Here is a 25,316-nt window from a genome sequence, read left to right on the forward strand (position 1 = left end):
GTAACTCGTTCCGTTGGGTTATTTTTTGCTACTTAGCCAAAGAGCATACTCAAGAACTCCACCACCCAATAATCGCTTACCAATAAATAGAGCAAATCAGAAGTGGGATGGTCAAAGAGTTACGGATTTGATGCTTTTTAAACGCTGCAAAGTAAAAAAAATCGTGTACTTTAAGACAGTGAACCTCCCCTTCATAAGTCAAAATACCACCGCCCTCTAATACAATCCAAATTTCTTCTTCCTGATGATAATCCACTGGAGTTTCACACTGAGGCAACACTTGGAAATAAGTTGTTTGGAACGGAGGCGATGCCTTTTTTTGTGCAAAATCAATAGGATTTACCACCACTCCGGGAGCAATATGTTCAGGATTAGAAAAAACTAACCCAGGGGCTGCACAAATATCCGTTTCAAGCAATTGAGACATATTTTTGTTCCTCATGGAATTCCCGTCCCCAATCCAAGACCGTGCTCTCCTGATCCAGTTCATAGATTTTTGCTTGTGCAATACTATTAATTATTTTTGCACTTCGCCAAGCCATAACATTTAAATTGGGCTCAGCGATCCCATAAGCCTTGTGCGCTGCATTTTGGACATAAATGCGATGTTGTTTGGGCCCATCCCAGGCAATGGAAAAATCCGGATTGACGCAAAATGCACCATTATTTAAGGGTATTTTATCGGCAAGCGAAGCAAGATAAGAGGGAAACTCCCACTGATAACCGGTGCACAGAATAACAATATCCGCAGAAATTAATCTTTTTTCCATCGTATCAAGCTCGGTCAGTATTAACTGATAGGTACCTAATTCGCTCTCCATATTTGTTAATACATGACGCGGTAAAAACTTAAACAACCTCCCTTTATTTTCCAAAAATTCGAGGCTATAAAGTTTTTGATAAATTGCTTGTAAGACGTGCAAGGAAATACCATCACTGGCTAAGAGTTGCTCTTGCAATAAACAGGCTTTTTCTTTTTCAGATAAATGAAAAAAATATTCCGTATATTTAGGCGTGAAAAATTCATTTACAAATGGAGAAGTATCCATCGGTAAGAGTTGATGTCGCTTCGAAATCCAATTTAGTTCTAAAGGTAATTGCTCATCATGAGATAAAATATGCTGTACAATTTCGGCACCACTTTGCCCACCACCAATAATAGCAACTCGTTTTCCCTGCCAATTTATGGGGTTAAGTAAAAAATTCTTATTATGTAATACATTGTTACCTAAATAAGGTTTGGCACAATCAGGAACTCTTGCAGTTAAGCCATTACCTAAAATAAGATGTTTTCCCTTAACTTTTCTCTGCGTTGTATGCATGACAAAATGCGATTTATCAAAATAAATATCCTCAACCTGTTCATTGAACAATAAATTAGGTAATGACCCACTCACCCAATTTAAGTAATGGCTAAATTCAGTGCGTAACACCTGTTTAAATTGTGCATTAATAAAACGATACAAGCGTTTGTGTTTTGCAAGATAAGCAATGAATGAATAGGCATTAGTAGGATCGACAAGCGTCACCAAATCATTTAAATAACTAACCTGAATTTCAGCTTTAGGAAATAACATTCCAGGATGCCAAATCATTTCTTCATTTTGCTCGAAAAAAATACTGGAAATCTCTTCGACTGATGATAAAAGAGCCGCAATACTTAAATTAAATGGTCCAACACCTACTCCAAGTAAATCGGAAATTTCATGATTTATTTTGTTCATAACAGATTCCCTCTGCTTGTGTCTCAAATTCCTGAGTAATTCGTTTTAGTGTGAGTTGTATTTTTTTCTGGACTGTCCGAGTTGGCTTAACAAAAAAGTCAGCGTAAGTAGGTAATTGCCCATATCCCAGAGCATGCCAGATTGTTTCTCCGAGTTCGGGCATATAAGGATAAATCATCAAAGAAAACCCTTTTAACCACCAGAAATAATCCTCAGAGCAAGGATCGATGCTTTGACTTAAAAGCATCCAATCATTTAGGGATTGAACCCCTATGTGGGGAACAAATTGAGCCGGTTGTAATGCATTCTCCTGAATGGTAAACAATTCGCATAATTGATGTTGTAACGATTGAGTACAAGAGTTCATGACGGATTCAGGAACGTTTTGTATCCCTTGAACAACACTGCGTTCAAGCCAATCTACAATTTTGTTATAATATTGGATGAACTCATCCATGACAAAATTACCTGTTTGATTACGTACATCAATCGAAGCCAGATACAACCGAATAATATCACTGGAAAGCCCTTTTTGATTGATGGCCTCATCCACGCCAATCATATGCTGTCGGCTTGTTGAAAATTTACTGCCATCAAGATAATAAAAATAATTCACGAGGTAATAATCAAATGGTTTATATTGAGGACATCCAGAACTAATTCCCAAGGCACTGCTTAAAAAAGGTAATGAATTATCAATACCAAAACTGGAAATAGTAATCACCTCAGAATCAGCCGCAAACGCATTTCTGTTGGTATCCATGAGCCTTGCCGCCAGTTCTCCCAACATCAAAAAATAGGCAAATACAAAACCATAACTAAACAACGTTCTGGGATGCTCAGGATCAGTCTTATCGACTAAACCCCAATCGCACTGAGTCGTGAGCCTGAATCGATTGTTTTGCAACACTTGATAACTTTGAAATAGTGATTGGATGTTTGGATTAATTCCTTTGGAAATGAGATCAATATCTCTGGGAAGTTGTAAAAAAATATTTTCAACTTCCTTTTGCTCTAAATTGTGATCATGAATCATTTCTTCTGGGCGAAAATGGGCACCACAATGCTCACAAAAATAACTAGCGGTTTGTTCATAACATATAGGGCAATCCCCTTGCAGCCAGTACCCGTTGAGATAGCGTTGATTCGTTTCATCCCAGAGCATTTTTTCTTTTAATCGCGTCGTGGCTTTATTATCCAATAATTGCCCCATAATCTTCTCATGCCATTTCTGATACGATGCATGCCATTGCTTATCGAGGGGATTAATAAATTGTTCGCATTGAATGTTCATTTGTTCTAAATCATGTGCAATTAATGCATGATAATGATGGCATGTTTCCTCAGGACTTAAATGTTCCTCCTCTGCTTTTCCTGCTGCGTAGGACTCGTAACTGTCGGTTCCTGAGATTATCAATGCGGTATGCCCAAGAAGTCGTAGGTATCTTGATAGTATATCTGCACTCAAAAATGGACCGCCAATATGGCCTAAATGCAATCGACCATTAGGGGTAGGTACCGAAGGAATGAGTAGATAATTTTTTTTATGTTCGTTCATTGCTTTATCCCTAAGCATTTTTATCTTTCAAACGGTCTGCCATCATTTGAATTGAGTTATCCCAACCCATTTGCGAAATTTGAATTGCTTTCTCAGTATTTCTCGCTAATACCGCAGAGACTAACTCCTCATTTTCTTGTTTGAATTCCATTAATACTTGCTCATCGTTATGATGGAGCCCTAAGCATAAAAAGCGATACCGTGATGAATGGTCATACAACATATCTTGGATTTTGAGTAACCAAGGAGACTGACAGGCTTTGATCAGGGTATAGGTAAATTCTTTTTGTAACGCATCCCATTCAATAGGATTTAATCGTTTATTTGATGATGGGCAGAGGTATTTTGCATATCGATGCCAACAGGCAATAATATCTGCTTCCCAATACTCATCCCCATATTGTATGGATAATTCCAGAGCACGTGTTTCGATCTGAATCCTAACGGCATAGAGGTCATATAATTCTGCTAAAGATAAAGAAGGAACAGAAAAACCACATAAATCCTCAAAGTTGACTAAGCCATGACTTACTAAGCGAGATAACGCTTCGCGTAAAGGACTGTATCCTACCTCATAACGTTCTTTTAATTGTTCCATTTGCAATTTTTGACCCGGCTCAAAATAGCCGTTCACTAGATCAAGACGTAATTTCTCTAATACCGTGCTCGTCTTTGATTGCTTCACTTTAATTTGAGACATGTTATTGTTCTTCAATTTAAAAATTTTGAATAGTATTAATTATTTTCGAAAATTTGTAAATTATCGAAAATAAAAATAATTAAATATTTATTACTGATGTGGATGAGTACTTCGATACCCTAATCTTTTTTCGAAGTTTACATTTTCGGAGTTAAATCGTCAGGTTCTGTTAGTACATATCCTGTAAATGCTTTTTCAGCAAACCATTGTGCATAGTCATCAATCTCTGGGGTTAGGAAGGCTTTAAAATCCCAACCTAATTCATTGTGGTTAAAAGGTCCTAATTCAATATTCTTTTCATGAGCAAGTCCTCTAACCATCCATTCAACAATGGCTGAGTTTCCTCGACCAACGGGTTGTAATCGGGCAAGACTATAGGCAAGTTTTCCCGCATTCATGAGAAAATCCTTTATATCCTGCTCAGGAGTCCAATCAACACATTCCTTAAAATAAGGTTGGATTAATTCAAATTGCACCTGAAAATAGCTGGAGCGATCACGATAATCTTGATGAAAAGGAGTAGGACAATGATCAATAACGATCCCTGTTTTACTATCGTTCTTCCCATAATCATCGAAGGTAATCGTAAGAACAACATCATCTTCAATAAAGGGAAAGGGGGATGAGGTATTCTTCTTATGTAATAAATCAAATTCCTCAGCAGTTAATTTAATTTTAATCGTATATTTTGCACCCTCTTCGGATTTGTGTTCTTGTCGCATTACCTCAACATGATTATTTTTTTGATGAATCAAAACCATTAAATGCTCATAGATCATATCCTTTTGGGTAGGAAGATGCTTTGATAAATTAAAATCATCTGTGGACACAAACCCTGCTTTATTGATTAATCCGAATTGATGTCTTAGCGGGCCTTGTTTCAACATTTTCGCTACTTCTCGTCTTTTATCAGCCAACCAAGCATAAGCACAACCTACTTGAGAGCTCAACATATCTGGAGGGCAATTAATATCTTTACTAACGGGGGGAGGCACTTCTGGAAAAGAAGATATTTTCGATCCCAATTCATGAATCACTTTTTTACTGTACTCCAGCCATTGATCCTGTTTCAATGCATCAAAATCTTTTAAGCGATCTTTAGAAGAGACCGTATTTTCTGTTGCCGAAAATAGAGTATTGCGGTTGGTTCCTACTAATTTTTCGGTTTTCTCATCTTTCATAATCATCTCCAACTGCGGGGATAATTTTAATTATAGATGCGAAATATAAACTTAGAGGGATGCCCCAGAAGCAAGCGCTCCTATTTGAAAATATTGGACCCCACTTCTATATTTATTTTTTACCCTTCTTTTTTTGAAACAAAAATTTGAACAGAACTTGGTCTGTTTGCATTGTGTCGTACAGCTCATAATGTAAAAGGATTAAGAAGTTCATTGTTTTTAAAGCGTAATAAAAATAAAAAATGGAGCTTGCTTATGAACACCAATGAACATACGGAACTGGGTGATGCATTACGATTTCAAGATTGGGAGAGCTTAGAAGGCAATCCATACCTAACAATCGATGAGAAGGGAGGCTTGCACTTGCAATTACAAGGGTTTAATGAAATGGGCCTTCCTGAACCCATTGGATTAAATATATCTGCAGGCGTCATTATTGCCATGTCTGGCGACTATTTTGGTGGAAAAGAAGTCTCTTTTGATTTACCAAGCATTGGTGAATTTAAGGCGCAACGAAGAACTTTTGATCGAACAGGATCTAGTGAAACCTTAGGTAAATATTTAATTAAAAAGCCAGTTACCGCGAATGAGGAACACAAATTAATTAGCTCTTATAAACGACTGGCAAATAAAAACGTACAACAAAGTGATATTGATACCATTTATACTATAAATAACGGCAACTACATCCCCTTTTCTACTACTTTAAATTTCTACGTTCAACAGCTCATGTTTGCTCTGAGGGTAAACAATTACAGTGACATTTTGAATCGAAATTTATCGCATTTTACCCCATGGTCTGTCCGTGTTTATACTATAGGCCATCATATAGCTCTCAAATATGCACTCATTCATTATGAGTTAAAACAATATATTACGCATGCAGATTATCAATCAAAGAACAGCGACTTCACTGCACTACTTGAGGTTCTCAAACAGACTCCTAATGGCTTGACACCAGAAAAACTGAAGGATCTAGCCCATCGATATCAAGCTTTGGCATTAGGTATGGAGTTCTTTTGCTTCCATTATTATACCGATCACTTTGCTGCAGGTCATATTTCATTTATGGGGGATCTACGTGCCCTGCTTCCACAACGCTTTGGAGTTTGGGGTAGTATTTTAGTCAACAATTTGCATGATGAGTTAAACAAAGTAACCGTTTATACCAAACGTATTTACGATCCTTCACCCGATAAAAGCGAGCCTCCGGTTACTGCAGGTGGCGATGATGATTTTAATACTGCAAATAATTATTTTAATAAACAAGCCTGTTTGGCAGGTATGACCTGTTCATTAAACGATTTAAATTCTGTGTTTAACGGAAGCAAGTTGCCTGAACAGACTCAATATGGCGGTCTGGAACAAATGCCGGATGTTGATAAAGAATATCGCCAACCACAGCCCTTAATTTTACAGGGAGATGACGGTAAAATTTATTATCGTACCGATCTCAATCACATTGAGATTTTATCCCCTTCTCAATTGCAGGCAACATTAGCTGCACCATCTCGACATGGATACACTGAGTTAAGTAATAAATTCGAGGCGTTCTTATTGGTGTTCAAACTTCGTATGTTACCTTTTATTTATTCCAGCCAAGTCGAAACACCGACTGCAGAGCAACTTAAATTCTTGGAGGCTGAGGAAAATGAACTGAATCCCGGAAGAAGGCCGATACCGCAACCACCAACTGCTCTTGGGCAAACACCGGTTACAGTACCGGTCTGGCAACAACCTGCGACTAAGCATAGGGTAACCGAGGGGCTTTTGAGGAACGGTTTCTTGGCTTCTTCTGGAAAAAAAGAACGTTCATTGGAACAGGATATCTCTTTGGACCTCGATGCTACATTGAGTCATTCTTCCCTGTAAACTGCGCGAGCCTGTATTAGTTAGTAGCTACTAATACAGGCTAACTCACTTAGAAAAACTTTTTTGCAAAGAAACAAGATCTCCGGTCGATGCGGATCTTTTCATACTAAAGAATGAGTGCTTCTCAGAAACTGACGGAAACCCTTGTTTCCCAGAAATTTGAAATGGCACAGTGGATTCTGGTTCATCAAAGGGTGCATCCACTGCCCCAGCATGTGCGGGTTCAGATTCTGGTACGTGTTGTGTTTCTTTAATCATTAGTTGCGCACTTAATCCAGCTGCTCTTTCTTCCGCGGCGATCGCTTGTAAACCTAAGGCTTTTTTCTCACTCTTTAAAAGTTCTATTTCTTTTTGCATTGCCTCGATTTGCGCTTTATCTGTAGCCCTATCATTAAGCAAGTCAATCTCAGAAGTAAGCTCCTCAATTAATACACTTAGTTTATGCGTTTCTTTATCCACAACATCACTTTTACATAATTCATCAATTTTCTCTTTATCCAATCCTCTCCACCGACTGATTAAATTTTCAATTCCTGGACGCTCTACATACCAGTACACAGCCAACGCTGCCAAACCAATCGCTACAGATGCAACAAGAATAGGCCATGCAGTTGCAGACAATGTAGTAACAAATAAACCTCCAATCGCCAAGGATACAGTTTGCCCTGCAAAAAAACCGCCACTAAAAAAGATAAAGCCCGCAACACCAGCTGTAATCTTTTTCGCATAATATAAGAGCCCATCATTTGAAGCTAATGTTAGCTCATAGCGGATTACATCTAATGCTCGGTGTTTTTGGAGTAACATTTGCGCCAGCTGAAGGTATTCTTCAAGTTCTTCTTTCGATTTTTTGGAAAAATGCGTAAGGCGGGCACGTACCGCTTTTATTTGGTTAAACTCGTCAAGTGCAGCATCAATTAATTTGGGGGTTTCTGAAGATTTAACCCCCAGGTTCTTTGAAATCTCAACTAAATCAAAACTGCAAAATACAATTATGGAAACAATTGAAAATGCAAGCCCAACGGCAATAACTGCAAGAGATGGAATATAAGTAAAAATTCCCATGAATGCGCTTATACCATCAAAACCCTCACACCCAAAAAAAGCAATTCCTCCAAGAGCAACTAGCGCATATTTGGCTTTTGCCGTCAATGGAGCATCTGTTGTGTCTTCTTCCTTTTGCCCGGTATTTAGCTTCTTATTTAACTCTTTTAATAAGCTAGCTCTTAAGCTGGTGACCAAAAAAAAGGATTCATCACTACTATTTATCGATTGAGTGAGGTTAAACCATTCAATTAGAGTCTTTATGTCAATCGCTGTTTCGTTTTCAAATAACTTAACAAGAAGTGGATTTATTTTTCCTAACTGGTCAATTAAAACTTTAATGGATTTATTCAGTGTCAGTGGTGTTATCATATCGCCTCCCCCTAAATTTTTGGGCTTATTTGCCTTTCCTAAGCGATAGGGAATAGTTTTCTATAATACTGACCAATTATTAACCAAATATTAACTAAGACAAATAAATTACTAAAAAAGTGTTATTTTTGTTAAATAAGAGAAAATTTATACCATGTGTAGTATTCTCAAAGAGTGAAGTTGTAACTTGTTCTATTTAGTGAGTTAGGGGTTTGGGAGAATATTAAGAAATACTTATGCGCTCTTAACTATAATTCGGATATAGGGATCTGAACACAGCAACGATAAAGGGAAAGATCATGCCAAAAAACGTAATCGAAGTTCCCGAATTACTTTCTTATGAAAAGTATGGGTTTACACAATGCGTCCAATACAATGAGTTGATTTTTGTCACAGGACAAGCAGGACAAGATAAGGAAGGAAAAATAGTTGGTTTGGATATTGAATCTCAAACTCGACAACTGTTCCAAAATATTGAATATGCCCTTCATGCTGCAAATTCAAGTTTAGAACATATTCTTGCTATGACATCGTACATTGTTAATATTGAGAAAAATGGTCTTGCTTATTTTACAACCAGAAAAAATTGTATTCCCGTTTCTTCCTATACAAGTACTTCTATAGGAGTAACCGCATTAGCATTACCCGATTTACTAGTCGAAGTCACTTGTATTGCAGCACCTAAAAAATAAATAGCGAGAGGATGCTCTACAATTTTTTATAAACTGGACTTGCGCAAATTTCAGGAGAATTTTAATGATAATTTTGTATTCTTATCCAGAGCTTTTTGGCCTGCCTGATAACAATCCTTTTGGACTAAAAGTAGATACGTTTCTTAGATTAACCCAAATTGATTATCAACATGAGCATATTATTAATACCCAAAATGCACCTCGCGGGCAGTTACCTTACCTGATTGATGATGAGCACATCATTACGGATAGTAATAATATTCTGCATCATCTTTCACACAACTATGTAAATTTAGATCATAATCTCACCGAAGAACAAAAAAACATCCATTTTTTCATAAATCGTATGTTAGATAATCATTTGTATTGGGTAATGTCCTATTCACGCTGGCAAGATGAACAATTTTGGCCTTCATTCAAGGCAGAATTCTTAAAACAACATTCCGAATTATCAGAAGCCTCTCTGGAACAAGTACGAAAGTATAATATTGAAAAATATCATTATCAGGGTATTGGTAGATACTCCACTACGGAGATATATCAATCGGGGATCGATGATCTGCAGGCGATTCTTTATCTTTTAGGAGATAAAAATTACCTATTTGGAAATAAAGTACATACAGTAGATGCCTGTTGTTATGGTTTTCTAGCCAATATTCTCTATTTTGAGATTGAAACGCCCCTGAAAGATTTTATAGTACAAACTCCATTAAAAAATTACACCAATCGCATTAGAGCATTACTTGAATATTAGGGGGAAATGATAATTACTCCCCAGAGCCTACGTACCGTGCTTCATGCGGTATCCAGAGAATGCTTATTGAAGTAAAAAAGGTCTCTAATTAGGATAAACCATTGTTCTAGATACCGCATGAAGCGCGGTACGTAGGCGGAGAACAAACTGCCCTCGCAAAGAATAATAAAATTAATTTTTATTCCAAATCACATCAAGAGCACGTAACTCGCTTTCCGTTAAAAGTTCATATTGATCAATTGCACGCGTAACATGATTCGGATAATGTTCAAGGCATTTTTTAATCAACTTCAACAAATCTTGCTCATTTATAGGTTTGGTAATGAAGTCTATTGCTCCTGCTTTTATTGCTCTTACGGCCATGGGGATATCGCCATAAGCTGTAATAATAATTACTTTCAGTAAGCTATTTTGTCTTTTTAATTTATCGAGGAGCTCTAGACCATCCATATCAGGCATACGCACATCGGTAATCAGACATCCCATGTGTTTAGGATTATATTGTTCAAGAAAACTTGTCGCATCCAAGTAGGTTTTTACGTCAAAACTCATTGAGTCAAAAAGCCATTTCAAAGCGCGCAATACACCCTCATCATCGTCAACAATATAAATTGTCTTATTCATCTTATGATTCCAAAATATGATTAGGTAATCTAAAAGAACTTATAGTTCCCTCACCAGCAGTGTTTTGTTCTATTTTAATGCACCCACCATGAGCTTCTATAATTTTTTTACAAATACTTAACCCAAGACCCAAGCCATACTCTTTGGTGCTATAGCACGAAGTAAATAGACTATCGATGACACTTTGTGACACGCCGGGTCCATTATCAGCAATAGTCACCAGTACCTCCGTATCAAGATTTTTTATCTTAATCATTAATGAAGGATTTTTTGTTTGGGCATCGAACATTGCTTCAAAAGCATTATTAATAAGGTTTAGGAATACCTGTCGCATTTGATTGCGATCTAAATAAACTTCAACCAAATGCTCATCAAACTCATATTGGACTGTTCCGGAAAAATTCGAATAAAATTTTGACAAGATAACAGACTGTTTGGCCAATGCCGCTAAATTAACTCGCTCAAAATGCAATTCTCCATGGGTCACAAAACGTTTCATTCGCTTAATAATCGTACTTATTAATTCAACTTGTTCTAATGCTTTTTGGAGTACGCCAATGAATTCATTTGAGCCTTTATCCTCTTGTTGTAAACGTAAAATACTACCAAGTAGATAGGAGTTTAGTGCTAATAAGGGTTGAGAAATTTCATGAGATAATGAAGAGGCAGCTTCTCCTGAAAAATAACATCTCGATATGCGGTCAAGCGTGGTTTGTTGTAGTTTAATCAATTCCTGATTTTGTTTTTGTTCTGTAATAAAATGCCAGGTACCAATCATTTTAATTGGATTATTTTCTGCATCACGAATATAACGCCCACGAGCCGATACCCATTCATAATGTCCTTTAGTTGATTGTATACGAAAATCCGCGTAATGGTCCTCATAATTGGTCAGAGAATTAACTAATGTATTGGCAATTTCTTCACGATCTTCTGGATGAAGTCGTATTATAAAATGATCGATATGCCCTACTTTGCTGTCTGCATTTAAAACCGATAACGATTCAGAGTAACCAAAATCAATTACTTCATTGGTACCCAAATCCCACTGCCACACATTTAATTTGCCAACATCCAATAATTCCATTAGGTAATCATGAGAAATTTCATGGGTAAGGGTATTTGAAAATAGATCTTCGGAATCTTCCTTTTTTAAATCCAAAGACAACTTGGAGTTCCTCATGATGTATCCCCTATGAAATTGAGTCTGACCTAGCTCTATTTTTGTTTCAAACAAGGAAACTATTCTTCATTTTTGAAAATCATACCACAGTATTTTTATCATATACTTGCATTAATATGAATTAATATTTAACATAATGATTTTTATATAAATTTTAATTTAATGCATACAAAAGTGATTCAATGATGGTTTAGATCAACCAAACCATCATTGCGAGACTACTTAATCGGCAAGGTGATAAGGTTTATAAACTGGCTCCCATACATTGTCAGCAAGCTCCTCTTCAAATCCTGCTTCATGGACCCCCGCAAGCCCTTCTAGTATCGCCTGTTTCCCTACTGCTTTTGCAACAGCAAGACTAATTGAGCGAAGATTTGCTAATGGAGGTAATAGGTTAGCCGATTTATCTGTCCGAGCTGGAGAACATTCAGCAAGCGCTAGGGCGGCCGCCTTGATCATTCCATCGGAAACTCGTTTTGCCTTAGAGGAGATAATGCCTAACGCTAAACCTGGAAAAATGTATGAATTATTTGTTTGGTCAATATGAAATTCTTTCCCATTGTACTGTACTGGTTCAAAAGGACTTCCTGTTCCAATTAAAGCACGACCTTCTGTCCATTTGAACAGATCTTGAGGTATTGCTTCACTATGGGATGTTGGATTAGAAAGCGGGAAAATAACAGGGCGATCTGTAAACTTCGCCATAGTACGAACCACTTCCTCGGTAAATGCACCCTGTTGTGCTGAAACACCAATAAGTGCCGTGGGTTTTACATTGCGAACCACATCGAGTAATCCGATTTCTTCAGGATTGCTAACCTGCCATCCAGATACTTCAGAGCGTTTACGCGCAAAAGTGGCCTGATCTGCAGTCAATCCCTTACCCCCTTCAACAAGAAGTCCGTATCTATCTACCGCATAGATACGATCACCAGCCTCTTGATCGCTTAATCCAGCATCCTTAAGAGCACCACGCATCAATTGAGCAATGCCATGCCCGGTGCCACCAAAACCAACAAAAACGATTTTTTGTTCTTTCAGGGGAATTCCAGTGACATTAATAGCTGAAAGTAATGTCCCTGTTGCCATCGCAGCAGTTCCCTGGATGTCATCATTAAATGTGCACAATTGATCGCGATAACGTGCCAATAACCGTGCTGCATTCACGCCTGCAAAATCCTCCCATTGTAGAAGAACATGTGGCCAACGACGTTTCACCGCAGATATAAAAGTATCCACGAACGCATCATACTCTTCACCACGAATACGATGGTGACGCCAACCAACATAAAGAGGATCAGCCAATCGTTCTTCATTATCCGTTCCCACATCCAATAAAATAGGCAAGCAATATTGTGGCGGGATACCGGCCAACGCAGTATAAAGTGCCATTTTACCAATTGGGATTCCCATACCTCCTGCGCCTTGATCACCAAGACCGAGAATACGCTCACCATCACTCACAACAATACACTTAATTAAATCATAACGTGGATGCGAAAAAATTTGGTCAATTAAATTCTTATTAGGATAACTAAGAAATAGACCACGCGGCTTGCGAAATATTTCACTGAATTTCTGGCATCCCTCACCAACTACGGGGGTATAAACGATGGGGAGCATTTCCTCGATGTTATTAATAATCAGCGAATAGAAAAGTGTTTCATTATTATCTTGGAGGCCACGGAGGAAACTGTACTTTTCTAATGAAGTAGGCAACTCATTCAATCCATCGTAGCGACGTTTTTGCTGCTCTTGCAAAGTACTCACTTGGGGTGGCAATAAACCGTGAAGAGAAAAGTCATTTCGTTCGTGATCAGTAAAGGCCGTCCCCTTATTTAATCTGGAATTATTCAACAGGTTATAACCTGTCAATTTGGTTTTAATGCTTCCTTCTTTGAGATATTGAGTTTCCTGATCTGATTTTTTCATTTTTCAAGGTCCTTTTTAATGAAGTATCTATAACTGGAACTGCAACAACTGTTTATTCTGGCAAAGGTATCAATTCTTTATCATCGCCGGGTATGGCGCCAAATCTTCCTTCTTTCCAATCCAATTTTGCTTGCTCAATTCGTTCTTTCGAACTGGCTACAAAATTCCACCAAATATATCGCCGTTGTTCAAGTGGTGGGCCACCCAAGATAATCATATGGACCTCAGAGGTCGCTGTGATTTTGATTTCAACTCCTGTTTTGAGAATGAGCATTCTTGTAGCGTTATATTCAGTATCATCAATAGTTATCTTACCACTTAAAAGATGAATTGCTCGCTCTTCTACTGTGGATGGAATGCTAAATTGAGTATCAGGCTTTAGTTTGCATTCAACAAAAAGCGCATCATGTGGAGTGATAACCGCTGATTTCAATCCCATCCATTCCCCAGTCACAATCCGCAAACTCATATTTTTATCATTATATATAGGAATGGCACTTTTATCATAATGTGTAAATGAAGGATTGGTTTCTTCTTTGTTAAGAGTTAATGCCAACCAGCATTGGATGCCAAAAAAATGATGTGGGAAGAAACGAGTCTCACGTGGTGTACGTTCTGAATGAGCTATCCCTCGTCCAGCAGTCATTAGATTCACTTCACCAGGAATAATAATTTGATGACTGCCAAGCGTATCTCGATGTTCCAGTTTCCCAGAAAATAGATACGTCATGGTTGATAAACCAATATGTGGATGAGGGAGTATGTCAATTCCCTTGCCAGTAAGCAGTTCGCTTGGTCCTGCTTGATCCCAAAAAACAAAAGGACCTACAGTCTTTTTCTCCTTAGAGGGTATTATGCGATCGACTTGAAATCCACCCAGATCAACTGCTCGCGGGAGCAACGCTACCCTAACTTGCTGCGGACATCCTTGAGTCTCACATATTGGGTCCTTTGCATTAAAATAACTCATTCTTGGTATTCTCCTAGATGACTCTAGCCCCCAATATTGCGCGTAGACCTATTTGAAATAAGCATAGCTCAAATTAAGAATTAAGGAGAGTACTAAACTGTCACACGTTATAAGAATAAATGTGTTTGGATTAAATAAAAGCCAACATGCTCCAAACATACTCCAACAAAGTTTTACGACTATACTTGATAGTACTCTAAATCAAGGAAAGGATAGCATATGAACACTTATCGTTTGGTCTTTCCAGAATTAATCAAACATTTTTTCGAGGTAATGGTATTGTTTTGTTTTAGGGTTTTTGAGCGCAGCGTCGTACGCAGAGCAGTCTAAATTAATTAAAAATTCTGACGGTTCTTCAGTAGAAATAAAAGCCGACGGCACTAAGATAATTACTAATGCAGACCATTCATCTGTGGTTGAGAAAAAAGATGGTACCAAAATTATAACCAATGCCGATGGGTCTAGCGTACAAAAAAAAACCGGATGGCACAAAAATTATTACCAATACGGATCATTCTTCCGTTGTCTATAAGCCCGATGGAACCAAGATTATCACTAATACAGATGGTTCCTCAGTACAAGTTAATCTAATGGCAAGGAAACTGTTAAGGATCCCAAGGGTAAAGTGCTCCACTAAGCAATCCCTAGGCTTTAACTGAGCCTTTATCCCCCTGAGAGGTGGATAAAAGCTCGATTATAAAAATTTTATACCTAGCGTTAACTCGATTTTTTACATGTTTGATAAAATTTTGCTACTAACTCATCTAATGTATTTTGTTTTAACTTGATATTTCCTGTTGCAACATAAGTAAAGAGTAATTGATTAAAGCATGATTGAAGAGCCCCCTGATCAGGCATTTCTTTGCTATCTGCAATAGTTCCTAAATCAACATAATCCAATTTCAGCTGCGCATCGGAGTTCACTTTATAATATGCTTTAGCAACACAGCAAATAGCACATGCTGCCAAATCATCATAGGCTTTAATCTTAGGAGGAGACGCTTTGGATAATGCAACAAGATCATAGGCGGTAAGATTTTGACTAAAGCTTAAGTGGTTATGGACTTCTGACACGTCTTGTAAGCCGCCATTGCACCGATCACCACCTGCCAAAGTTTCAAGATCCAAAATATCTGCCTCTTTTCTCTTTACGAGATGAATGGCAGTAAAATCTCCTGTACCACCACCACTATTAATGGTGTAAAGCCAATATAATTTCTCTCCAGCATTAAAGAACTTATAATAGCTGTAACCTTGCGCAGAGTCTGAAAACTGCGGATCTTGCCAATTATAGCCTATATAACCTTTCTCAATGAGCTTAGAATTTTGTCCTTTCATGACATATTTTTCTTTAGCCAATCCGCATTGGTTCAGATCAATTTCGTTTCCTTCCATATTAAAAAAACACAACGCATCGACGGGTTTATTATGAAACATAAAATCAGCAGGAATAGCGGCCCCAATTTCTCCAGCAAAAAGATAGGAAAACAAACAAAACCAAAATTTTCTAGCCAACATATTAAAATATCCTTCAATTGCTAGGTCACGGGAGCCATAAAGCCAATTATGTGTGCACCCTCAAATTTACACTACTGAATAGACCATCCCGGTTTGTGCACCTTCGACACTTTTGCTAAAAGCCAGAGCAACGCGACTTGCTGGCACCGATTCAAAACCACGAAAAAAAGGTGCATATCGATTCATTGATTCCGATATAACTGTAGGACTGACTGAATTGATACGAATATGATGAGGCATTTCAATCGCTGCACTTTTGACAAAAGAATCGATAGCACCATTAACCATCGACGCAGATGTTCCCATTGGAATTGGATCATGACTTAAAACACCGCTTGTCAAAGTAAATGAACCGCACTTATTGATGTATTTAAGACCAACTAATACCAGTCTTATTTGTCCCATTAACTTACTATTCAAGCCAACAGTATATTGTTCTTCAGTGAAGTTCGTTAATGTTTCAAAGTACACTTCCCCAGTGACAGAAACAACGGCATCAAACGAGCCTACTGATTGGTAGAGCTTCTCAATTGAATGGTTATCTCTAATGTCTGCTTGAAAATCACCGTTTGTATGTCCGACGGTAACCACTGTGTGACGTTGTGAGAGTTCTTTACACACTGCTTCACCTATTATTCCAGTTCCACCGACTACAATAATTTTCATTTGCTTTTCCTTTTGCTAAAGATTGAGCCGTCAAAAAACATTATAAATAATAGACGCCCTTTCCAATTTTGGCTTATTCTAACCCGTATAATTGTTCTAAAATGTCATCAATCCCTTTTTGGGCAATAGAAATTTCTGTGGCTGATTTACAATTCATTTTATTCGTATCCGCTAATAATCTATAGGAACGATGCAAATCAGTCCTTGCGTTAAACCAATATTCTTTTAATATGAACTGCCCGCTACGGTCTACTAATTTCGCAGACTCTAGAATTATGGATGAGCACGAGTTTGTTTGATCGACACTTAATGCTTCGATTTTTTGCGACACTTCATGACATTGGTTAGCAAGATAGGCTTTTTCATCTTCGGGCATACTGTAAGCTGAGAATGATAACAAGAAAGAAGAAGCAATGATAAGAAATTTTTTTAGCATGTGATTATCCCTATAAATTTAAGTCCAAAATTTCCACCCGAAATTTTTACATGAGACGTTCAACTTTTCAATTCTTCTTAATTTATTAATTCATGCATTTATGAAAATAATACAGATCGACTAATAAGATCAACTGATGTACAATTATGCCCATTATTGATCATTTAAATTCCACTTATGTTCAACAAAATTTATAACGCAGCACTCGATGCAAAATCCAAAGAAGACTTATGCTCGAAATTAGAAAAATTAAAGCTTGAGTCAAAATTAAAAGAATTACATCTTGATGAAAAAAGAGGAGTCAACCCATTAATTACTCCTGCAGGTGCATTAGCATTTAAGGGACACATTCAACAAGTAGAGTGGTTGCGTGAACTAGGAGCAAGCGTTGATCACATTGCTTATGCTTATGCGTTAGCTGGAAAGCATACTAAAGTCGCTCAATATCGTGACACTCATAAAGCAAGCGTTGATTTAATTGCCCAAGGCTATGCATCTGCTGGAGATATTTATTATCTAAACGTTGAAGATTATCGAAAAAAAGGTGCAAGTGTCCATGCAATTGCTAAAGGATATGCTTTTGCAAGAAAATATAAAAAAGTTGAAGATTATCACAGGGACTATAATGCAAGCGTTCATGAGATTGCGGAAGCGTATGCTGTTGTAGGAGACCATAAAAGGGTTGAAGATTATCTAGAACTGCATGCAAACATTGATAGCATTGCTAAAGGTTATGCGTTATCTGGAAATACACCAAAAGTTGAACAGTATCGAGAATTAAGCCAGAAAAAATCATGTATCGATGCAATCGCAGAAGGTTACGCCAGAGCAGGAAATCATCTTAATGTTGAACGATATCGAACAATGTATAACGCAAGTGTAGATGCAATTGCCAAAGGCTATGCGATAACGGGCAACCATCTAAAGGTAGAAGAATACCGAAGGGAACATAATGCAAGTGCCAATGCCATTGCTGAAGGCTATGCTTTTGCCAATAATCATGAAAAAGTTGAAGAGTACCGAATACAACATAGCGCCGCTCCTAGTGTCATTGCTAAAGGTTATGCGCTCGCCGGTAATCATGAAAAAGTTGAAGAATATCGTAAACATCATCAGGTAAGTGTGCACGCAATTGCCAAATATTATGTTTTGGCAGGAAATGATAAAAAAGTTGAATATTACCGTTATCTGGGCGCAAGCCCTAACGTCATTGCTCAAAATTATGCAATAGTAGGGAATCATAAAAAAGTTGAAGATTATATTTTTTTACCTGGGGTCGGCACTAATATAGTTGATGCAATTGCTCAAGGCTATGCGATAACGGGGAATCATGAAAAAGTTAAAGAATTTCGTACGCGATTACATGCAGGCTTTCCGGCAATTGCTCAAGGTTATGCTTTGGGTGGATATCATGAGCAAGTGGAAGAATACCATACCCAAGAAAATACTGATGCCATCGTGCAAAGTTATATTTTAGCGGGTAATCATGAAAAGGTTGAAGAATACCGCGTGAAGCACGGGGCAAGCATTAAAGAGATTATCCAAGGGTATGCTTCCCTGAAAAATCAGAAAAAAGTCAGAGAATATGACATTAACGCCCTTCTTTCTGGTTATCTTGAAGATAGAAATAAGATAGTTGATTCTAAAGGGAAACCTAAAGACTATTTTCATAGCTTTTTTACATGTTTCCAGAAAAGCTTAAAACAAAAAAATGATGCTGTTAATGACTTAAGCGAAGCCTTAAAAGGGAAGAGAATTGATTTAACCCAGCATGTAGCTACTTTGAGAAACGGTAATTTAGGTAAAGAATTAAGAGCGTTTATTAAGGCGGGTAAAGCCGATGAGCTGGTTGGTGAAAAAGTCCATACCGTTAGAGAGTTTTTGGATGCGCTGCAACGGAAAAATAATCAACAATTCCTACTGACCACCTAAAAGCCGAGTCAGGCTCGATAGCAGAATGATTCAAAAGTATCGGGGCTGAGATGTTCAGCTTTTCGAAATACAATCGTAAAAGGATCATTTTAAGTTTTTAATTTTGTCTTATTTGAAATTGCGATATATTCTAGATTTTCATTTGAGCAATTGCCTAAACTGTAATTTTTATTTTAGTGCACAGCAAAGAGATTTTAACGCAGCATTAAAAGAGGAAATGCAAGTTATAAAAGCTTTGATATTGATTCAGGAATAAGGACGATTATGCACCGGTTTATGAATAAAGTTTTATATAGCATCCTGTTTTTAGTAAATACTTCTGTTTTTGCTTCACTCATTGAAATAAATCTTGAACCTTATAAATCTTCTGTTTTAACGAATACCACGAAACAAAAAATATCCATGCTCTGTGAAATACATGCCGTTTCAAGCACGAAAAACCAGATTTCTATTCAGATAATTCGTGGAAAAGGCACATTCAATGGAACTACGTTTAAACAAGGTGATTTTTTAGTCTCAACAGTAACCAACATGCAACAAATTCCTGTCTTGGCAGATCTCGGTACTCAGGCACAAGTTAACAATTTAGGGCCTTACCCAATAAGAGCCACATGTAACTGATATAACTCTATTTAAAAGAAGAAAAAACTAAATTTTTGAAAATTCTATAGATTACCTGTACGACATTGGCTATCCTCAATGAGGAAATAATAAAATTTACAATCACAAGGAGTGACTGACTATGAATCGTTTCTTTTTAAAAGGAATCGGTATATCTATTCTTGCAATGCTGTGTTCCTTATCTACTTATGCTGACACTGCCGAGGATTTCCAATCTCGTTGTACTAATGCCTGGATGAAAAAAGCAGATGAAGTTAAAGACAAAGTAGATTTTAAAAATTTTGGGGAAAAATATTGTGCTTGTGCCTCAAAACAACCATTAGATAGTGAAGCAGCGGTTCAAAAAGCAGCTCAGGCGTGTATCTCAAGAACATTACTCCACGATGCGATGGATTCTATAGAAGATGACATTGGCTTAGATAAAGCAAAAGATACTGATGTTGCTGATTATTGTCAGAATCGATGGGCCCTAGTTATCCCCAAACAATCTGATGAAGATAAAAAATTAATCACTACTTATTGCGATTGTGCTAAACCCAAATTAACGGATTTGCTCAAAAGATCCAATGATATGACAGACAAACAATATTATGCAGAAATTGATACTATTGCTGATGCGTGCGCCGAAAGTACAGCTTCTGCTTCCAAATCTGAACCAGCACCAGCGTCTACACAAGCACCTGCATCTGAACCTGCACATTAAAAATGCTTGAACTGTTGAAACCGTAGCCCGGGTGAAGCGTAGCGAAACCCGGGATTCTTTGCCGGTTAAGATAGAAGATCTCTCAACTTGGATCAGACATATTGATAGAAACATTCTCTAAGAACAACAAAGGTTTTTTTAATGAGTTAACCCATTTTCTCCCCCAACATGTTTGGCAGGGGATAAATCGCTTAATGCAGGCAATTTTTTCTTTGGTGATGTAAATCATGCAAGTACGAAACGCAATATGATATTCCAAACCAGCACCAATTCTCATTGCTATCGCATCACAATTCGGTTCTACTACCTGTGTTGCTAATGCTTCTGTTGCAGCAAGGGATACATTAGGCGTTAAATTACTATAGAGTTGGCTAAATTGATTGTCATAAAAAACCATCTCTTTTTCTAAACAATAAGCATATCTATCGCGAGTTAGTGCAAACTGACATTTACCACTGTATCTAAGATAATTCGCATGTACATGAGCCGAAATTAAAAAAAGACATAAAAAAACGATGTGAGATGTTTTTTTCACAATACACTCCCTGTACTTCTGTTGCATTATAGAACTCCTAAATTCACTATAAATGCTAAGGTGACATTAATTCAACTAATCCATATGTTATGATAACACCTTGATAAAAAGAGGTAATCTAACGCATGAAATACACTAAATTTGGTTATAGGATAAAACAACTGACTGAAGGTTCTGGCTATTCCTGGCTCTTTTTACCTGCGGGTCCAGGCTTGGGTTCGGAATACCTCACTAATTTATGTGACACATTAGATTTACCCGGATCCATTTTTCTTTTAGACTTCCCTAAAGATGGCACAAATACCCAAGGCGAACTCAGCATCCCATCTTGGCAAGACGGTTTAATTGATTTATTAAAATCGTTTTCCAAGCCGGTATTGGTAACCCACAGTTTTTCAGGAATGTTCGCGTTAAACATACCCGAGCTAGAGTCCCATCTGACCGGATTGGTATTAATGAATACCACGACCGAAAACAGTTTTTTCCAACATGTAAGTGCAATGCAAGAACTGCATCAGTTACCCGATCTGGTTCCTGCAGCCAGTCAATATCATTTGCACCCATCTAACGAAACCTATAAAGAATTTTGGAACACTTATAAATATTATTGCTTTACATCTGATGAATTGGCGGGTGGAGAGAAAATCATTGCTCTTTTTGCATTTAATAATGCAGCTTATTATCATGCAATTGAACATTTTTATCCTAATTACTCCAGCAAATGGATTCCAAAATCAATCCCAACACTGACGATTGCAAGCGAACATGACTTTATTTGTCCGCCCAAAATCTTTGTCGAAAACCAAAGCTTTCAAGGAAAAAACACTATCAATAAAATAATTACTAAAGTAGGCCATTTACCATGGTTACTCGCTTTTGAACAAGTTCAGCAGTGCTTTGATGATTTTATAAATTCATTTTTATTGGAGGAATAAAATGTATCCGCTAACAACCCTAAGCAGTTCTTTATTCGCTCTAGCGTATGTTTATCTCTCAATGTATGTTGTGTCCTTGCGTCGAAAATATAAAGTTTCTCTTGGCTGTAAAGAATGTGTTGAGCTGGAAAAAGCAATAAGAGCTCATGGTAATTTTAGCGAATATGTTCCGCTTACGTTAATATTGCTTTTTTGTGCAGAAGCAAACAATACAAACTGGATAGTCTTGTCCATCTTGGTTTTTTTCTTCTTCTTGGGGCGATTTTTTCATGCATATGCTTTTCTTCAGGAAAAACATCATCTAAAGTTTCGTTTCCGAGGAATGATTTTGACCTTTGGCGTGATTATCTGCCTTTCATTTTTAAATTTGATGATGCTCATTCTAAAATAATAAGGGATACCTTTATTTGATATTTTTAAGCGGATCAATTATTTTCTTTTAATAAAGATCGCTGAACCTAGGTTAATGGATGACTAACCATCTTATAAATAAAAATGTTGATATTTATAAGTATCCAAATGAATTGGAACCCAATTTAGGCTCCATCACCCTCGGCGATTTACATGGCAATCCAATCAAGCTCATCCATTTCCTTTTTCGCCATCAAATCGTTAAATTTAAAGATACTGTTGAAAATACTGAACAAGCATATCATCAATTCGTAACACTTTATGAACAATATGGTGAGATCCTTGAAGAATATTTGGAAAACCGTACCCTTTTACAATTAACACAAGCCAAAATAGATAATGCCAAAGAACGCCTTGCAAATCTTAATAAACAAGTACTCCTTGAAACAAATAATGAAATTCAACAAAATCAAGCCTTAGCCCAATTACGGCAACAGACCCTAGAAAAGTTACAAAACGCTGAAGAAGAGCACTTAAAATTAAAACAAAAACTAGCTGAGCCTAAAGATAAGCTGTCTCTCTGTGTTGCCCAATTTAATCACTTCATGGACCAAATAGAAGTCCGTGATAATCAAACCATGATTCGTCTCATTGGTGATGAAGTTACGGATCGTGGAAATTGTGATTACTTCACATTCAGAATTCTTAATTTGCTCCAACGAAATCATTGCCCATTAAATATTCTTGTTTCTAATCATGGAAGCGAGTTTATTTACGCGTTCGAGCAATTCATGGCTGGAAATCCCTTTTTGCCTGCAGGTTATATAGGTGATTTTCAAATTCCCTCGTTCTGGGGGCTTAAGCTTTTGCTCGAAAACAATATTATTTCCCATGAAGAGCTAACCCATTTAGTGAATGAAAGCTATAAACCCACCTTAAAAATTCTGGACTATACAATCAATGAACAAGGGATTACATTATTTAGTCACGCTCCCATCCGTTTTGATGCCATTCAATTGATGGCCCAAAAGATAGGTGCACACTATGATGACTCCACCGCTGAGGCTTTAGCGGCAACTATTGAGCGAATTAATCATCAATTTCAGTCCTATCTTGAGAATAATAGCGTTCACACACTGTTTCATACGGATGCAATTCACGACAGAACCAATATGTCAGAACAAGAAAGAGCCGCATGGCCTTTAGTGTATCTTTTCTGGAATCGCTGGGATCTAACAAAAGAAACCGAAACAGCAAGACCTGAAACACACAATAACTACCGCATTAGCTATGTTCATGGACATGATGGTTTTCAGAGCCTCTTAGCACATATTTTCAATCTAGATACACTCTGTGGTAAGGAAGCACGTAAAACTGAAGAGAAACAAATCGACCAGGTATTTCGCTATCTCATTGAAAATCGCAATAAAACTGTGGATAAAACAGCTGCAGAATTTTATCTGCGCAATGTTTTAAGATATAAAGTACTCAATTCAGATGAGGGCCGCTTAGAACATAAAGAACGAAATAAACCTGAGTCCACAAAAACTCCTCCAGATAACGAATTAAACAGCAGTATAAGAAAACTAAGTCTTCTTGGCAGACCTGTACTACCACCCCCAATCTCATCCATTGAGTTGAACACGCACAACAAACTCAGTCCAAAAGAATTAATCATTGCCTCGAAAGAAGAAGAAATAATATTCGCTCCAGCTGTGGGTTTAACGAATTAAAACTAAATGAATAATAAAATCGAAGTTTAGGTGCAGCGCAGCGTATATCCTTTAGCCTGTTATCCCGAGCGTAGTGAGGGATCCCCAATCCGTGGCACTAGATCATATAACGCTAAAACTAGGAGATCCTTCGTAGTAAACGCCTCAGGATGAAGGGATGAAATGAACTAGCTCCCGGGCTACGGCTACGCCTTCACCCAGGCTACGAATGATCGTCTTATTTATCGTTGATGTTGGAAAAATAATTTTTTATCACCATAATTTGAAGCCAATAAAGGACTTTCCAATACTAATGTTCCTATGTGGTACTCTGTACCTTGATATTCTCCATATATATCATAGATAGGCCCCATAGGTACTTGTAAGAAAGAAATTCTGAAGTCTTCTCGAGAAGTTTCTGGAATCAAATCGTTGACTAAGCTCGTTGGTCTGAAATAAAGTCGCTCAGGGAATACTGGAATGCCATTATATTTACCTTCACTTGTCCACGCAGCTAAATGCCATAGAGGCAGATTATTCGCTGGATCGCGAGTGAATTCGAATATTTTCTCGATGGCAGTTAATGTCCAACTGGTAGGATGAGGTATTTGATTAGAAAAATCTTTTGCAAAATAATTCCAATTCTCTTTTTGTCCCTCAAGCAAATTCATGACATGTAAATTCAACGAAGAATGTTTAGAAATTAAAATTTTAATTGCCATTCCAGGGATGTAACTATCATCTGCAGGTGGAGTTGCCAGAGAAAGGCGCGCAACCCCAACTCCACCGGATTTATAAATACCGGTGAACGGATGGCCCGCGGCTGGAATCCAAGTAATTTTTCCTACTGAACCATTTGCATGAATAATTTTTATTCGCCCCTCAGGCAATTCATCACTGGTATAATCAAATGTAGGTTTTAAGTTAAATAGACCTTTTAATTTCTCGAGTACTTCATTAAAGCTGCTACCCGTTAATGGAGGCAGTTGATCCTCTTCATTACTTAAAGTGATTTCATTCCATAATAAATTTTGCTTTTCTGCAGCAGATAATTCCTGATAATCCATGGGTAACTGAGCATATAGACCGAAACTCATGAACAAATAAATGAGTGCATTAATAATCAAAGTCCAACTACGACGCATTGCAACCTCCTTGTTATCAAAGTTTATTTTTATGACAGGGTATACGAAAAAAAAGAGCTTTTCTAACATTTTTTTGAGGAGTTCATACGTGGAGCGACTTAACGGATTCGGATTGAGGTGATATATAGCTCCCAGGTTACGGTATCACCTTCACCC

The 25,316-nt window shown here is 37.5% G+C and carries 24 protein-coding genes; 9 read left to right on the plus strand and 15 right to left on the minus strand.

The genetic code is table 11. The features are described from left to right. Positions 1–76: 76 nt before the first annotated feature. From ACWTEW_RS13260 to ACWTEW_RS13280, 5 genes are all read right to left on the minus strand, one after another. Positions 77–427, minus strand: coding sequence for a cupin domain-containing protein (locus ACWTEW_RS13260; RefSeq protein WP_454782118.1), 351 nt, complete (start codon positions 425–427; stop codon positions 77–79). Continuing rightward, positions 411–1,724, minus strand: coding sequence for a lysine N(6)-hydroxylase/L-ornithine N(5)-oxygenase family protein (locus tag ACWTEW_RS13265; RefSeq protein WP_454782119.1), 1,314 nt, complete (start codon positions 1,722–1,724; stop codon positions 411–413). The genes ACWTEW_RS13260 and ACWTEW_RS13265 overlap by 17 nt, the downstream gene beginning before the upstream one ends. Continuing rightward, on the minus strand, positions 1,705–3,282 hold the full coding sequence (locus tag ACWTEW_RS13270; RefSeq protein WP_454782120.1) for a methionine--tRNA ligase: 1,578 nt from the start codon (positions 3,280–3,282) through the stop codon (positions 1,705–1,707). The genes ACWTEW_RS13265 and ACWTEW_RS13270 overlap by 20 nt, the downstream gene beginning before the upstream one ends. A 10-nt stretch (positions 3,283–3,292) precedes the next feature. Then, a complete protein-coding gene (locus ACWTEW_RS13275) occupies positions 3,293–3,982 on the minus strand; it encodes a GntR family transcriptional regulator (protein ID WP_454782121.1) in 690 nt (229 codons plus the stop codon). Between the two features lie 137 nt (positions 3,983–4,119). Then, positions 4,120–5,163, minus strand: a complete 1,044-nt coding sequence (locus tag ACWTEW_RS13280; RefSeq protein WP_454782122.1) for a hypothetical protein — start codon at positions 5,161–5,163, stop codon at positions 4,120–4,122. Between the two features lie 255 nt (positions 5,164–5,418). Here ACWTEW_RS13280 and ACWTEW_RS13285 point away from each other — a divergent pair, with 255 nt between their 5' ends. Next, complete coding sequence (locus ACWTEW_RS13285; protein WP_454782123.1) at positions 5,419–7,035, plus strand: hypothetical protein; 1,617 nt, start codon at positions 5,419–5,421, stop codon at positions 7,033–7,035. A 45-nt stretch (positions 7,036–7,080) separates the two neighbouring features. On the opposite strand, the gene ACWTEW_RS13290 is transcribed toward ACWTEW_RS13285, so the two are convergent. Then, positions 7,081–8,451, minus strand: a complete 1,371-nt coding sequence (locus tag ACWTEW_RS13290) for a hypothetical protein (RefSeq protein WP_454782124.1) — start codon at positions 8,449–8,451, stop codon at positions 7,081–7,083. A gap of 299 nt (positions 8,452–8,750) precedes the next feature. Between ACWTEW_RS13290 and ACWTEW_RS13295 the strand changes: the two genes are divergently transcribed. Beyond that, positions 8,751–9,143: a RidA family protein gene (locus ACWTEW_RS13295; RefSeq protein WP_454782125.1), complete on the plus strand. Its 393-nt coding sequence runs from the start codon at positions 8,751–8,753 to the stop codon at positions 9,141–9,143. A 64-nt stretch (positions 9,144–9,207) separates the two neighbouring features. Then, positions 9,208–9,897 (plus strand): glutathione S-transferase family protein, encoded by a 690-nt coding sequence (locus ACWTEW_RS13300; RefSeq protein WP_454782126.1) that lies wholly within the window; start codon positions 9,208–9,210, stop codon positions 9,895–9,897. Positions 9,898–10,068: 171 nt separating this feature from the next. On the opposite strand, the gene ACWTEW_RS13305 is transcribed toward ACWTEW_RS13300, so the two are convergent. From ACWTEW_RS13305 to ACWTEW_RS13335, 7 genes are all read right to left on the minus strand, one after another. Beyond that, positions 10,069–10,521: a response regulator transcription factor gene (locus tag ACWTEW_RS13305; RefSeq protein WP_454782127.1), complete on the minus strand. Its 453-nt coding sequence runs from the start codon at positions 10,519–10,521 to the stop codon at positions 10,069–10,071. 1 nt (position 10,522) lies between these two features. Continuing rightward, on the minus strand, positions 10,523–11,704 hold the full coding sequence (locus tag ACWTEW_RS13310; RefSeq protein WP_454782128.1) for a sensor histidine kinase: 1,182 nt from the start codon (positions 11,702–11,704) through the stop codon (positions 10,523–10,525). A 222-nt stretch (positions 11,705–11,926) separates the two neighbouring features. Beyond that, positions 11,927–13,636 (minus strand): NAD-dependent malic enzyme, encoded by a 1,710-nt coding sequence (locus ACWTEW_RS13315; protein WP_454782129.1) that lies wholly within the window; start codon positions 13,634–13,636, stop codon positions 11,927–11,929. A gap of 52 nt (positions 13,637–13,688) precedes the next feature. Next, complete coding sequence (locus tag ACWTEW_RS13320) at positions 13,689–14,606, minus strand: pirin family protein (protein WP_454782130.1); 918 nt, start codon at positions 14,604–14,606, stop codon at positions 13,689–13,691. Positions 14,607–15,323: 717 nt separating this feature from the next. Next, positions 15,324–16,124 carry a hypothetical protein gene (locus ACWTEW_RS13325; protein WP_454782131.1) on the minus strand — a complete coding sequence of 267 codons (801 nt, stop codon included), beginning with the start codon at positions 16,122–16,124 and terminating at the stop codon, positions 15,324–15,326. Positions 16,125–16,190: 66 nt separating this feature from the next. Continuing rightward, positions 16,191–16,790 carry a short chain dehydrogenase gene (locus ACWTEW_RS13330; protein WP_454782132.1) on the minus strand — a complete coding sequence of 200 codons (600 nt, stop codon included), beginning with the start codon at positions 16,788–16,790 and terminating at the stop codon, positions 16,191–16,193. A gap of 73 nt (positions 16,791–16,863) precedes the next feature. Further along, on the minus strand, positions 16,864–17,226 hold the full coding sequence (locus ACWTEW_RS13335; protein WP_454782133.1) for a hypothetical protein: 363 nt from the start codon (positions 17,224–17,226) through the stop codon (positions 16,864–16,866). A gap of 177 nt (positions 17,227–17,403) precedes the next feature. Between ACWTEW_RS13335 and ACWTEW_RS13340 the strand changes: the two genes are divergently transcribed. The 3 genes from ACWTEW_RS13340 to ACWTEW_RS13350 all read left to right on the plus strand — a co-directional run bounded on the left by ACWTEW_RS13340 (position 17,404) and on the right by ACWTEW_RS13350 (position 20,482). Beyond that, entirely contained in the window at positions 17,404–19,158 is a 1,755-nt protein-coding gene (locus tag ACWTEW_RS13340; protein WP_454782134.1) for a hypothetical protein, read from the plus strand. A 276-nt stretch (positions 19,159–19,434) separates the two neighbouring features. Next, positions 19,435–19,779, plus strand: coding sequence for a hypothetical protein (locus tag ACWTEW_RS13345; protein WP_483099568.1), 345 nt, complete (start codon positions 19,435–19,437; stop codon positions 19,777–19,779). 121 nt (positions 19,780–19,900) lie between these two features. Further along, positions 19,901–20,482, plus strand: a complete 582-nt coding sequence (locus ACWTEW_RS13350) for a hypothetical protein (protein WP_454782136.1) — start codon at positions 19,901–19,903, stop codon at positions 20,480–20,482. Between the two features lie 82 nt (positions 20,483–20,564). On the opposite strand, the gene ACWTEW_RS13355 is transcribed toward ACWTEW_RS13350, so the two are convergent. Next, a complete protein-coding gene (locus tag ACWTEW_RS13355) occupies positions 20,565–21,017 on the minus strand; it encodes a hypothetical protein (RefSeq protein ID WP_454782137.1) in 453 nt (150 codons plus the stop codon). Positions 21,018–21,142: 125 nt separating this feature from the next. Between ACWTEW_RS13355 and ACWTEW_RS13360 the strand changes: the two genes are divergently transcribed. The 3 genes from ACWTEW_RS13360 (at position 21,143) to wip (ending at position 24,036) form a co-directional block, all read left to right on the plus strand. Further along, positions 21,143–21,952 (plus strand): alpha/beta hydrolase, encoded by an 810-nt coding sequence (locus tag ACWTEW_RS13360; protein WP_454782138.1) that lies wholly within the window; start codon positions 21,143–21,145, stop codon positions 21,950–21,952. A 1-nt stretch (position 21,953) separates the two neighbouring features. Then, positions 21,954–22,343, plus strand: a complete 390-nt coding sequence (locus ACWTEW_RS13365; protein WP_454782139.1) for an MAPEG family protein — start codon at positions 21,954–21,956, stop codon at positions 22,341–22,343. Positions 22,344–22,422: 79 nt separating this feature from the next. Further along, complete coding sequence (wip, locus tag ACWTEW_RS13370) at positions 22,423–24,036, plus strand: Dot/Icm T4SS effector Wip (protein WP_454782140.1); 1,614 nt, start codon at positions 22,423–22,425, stop codon at positions 24,034–24,036. A 221-nt stretch (positions 24,037–24,257) separates the two neighbouring features. Here the strand turns inward: wip and ACWTEW_RS13375 are convergent, their stop codons facing one another. After that, positions 24,258–25,160, minus strand: coding sequence for a hypothetical protein (locus tag ACWTEW_RS13375; RefSeq protein WP_454782141.1), 903 nt, complete (start codon positions 25,158–25,160; stop codon positions 24,258–24,260). Positions 25,161–25,316: the final 156 nt, after the last annotated feature.

It is taken from the genome of Legionella stuttgartensis, assembly GCF_977063405.2.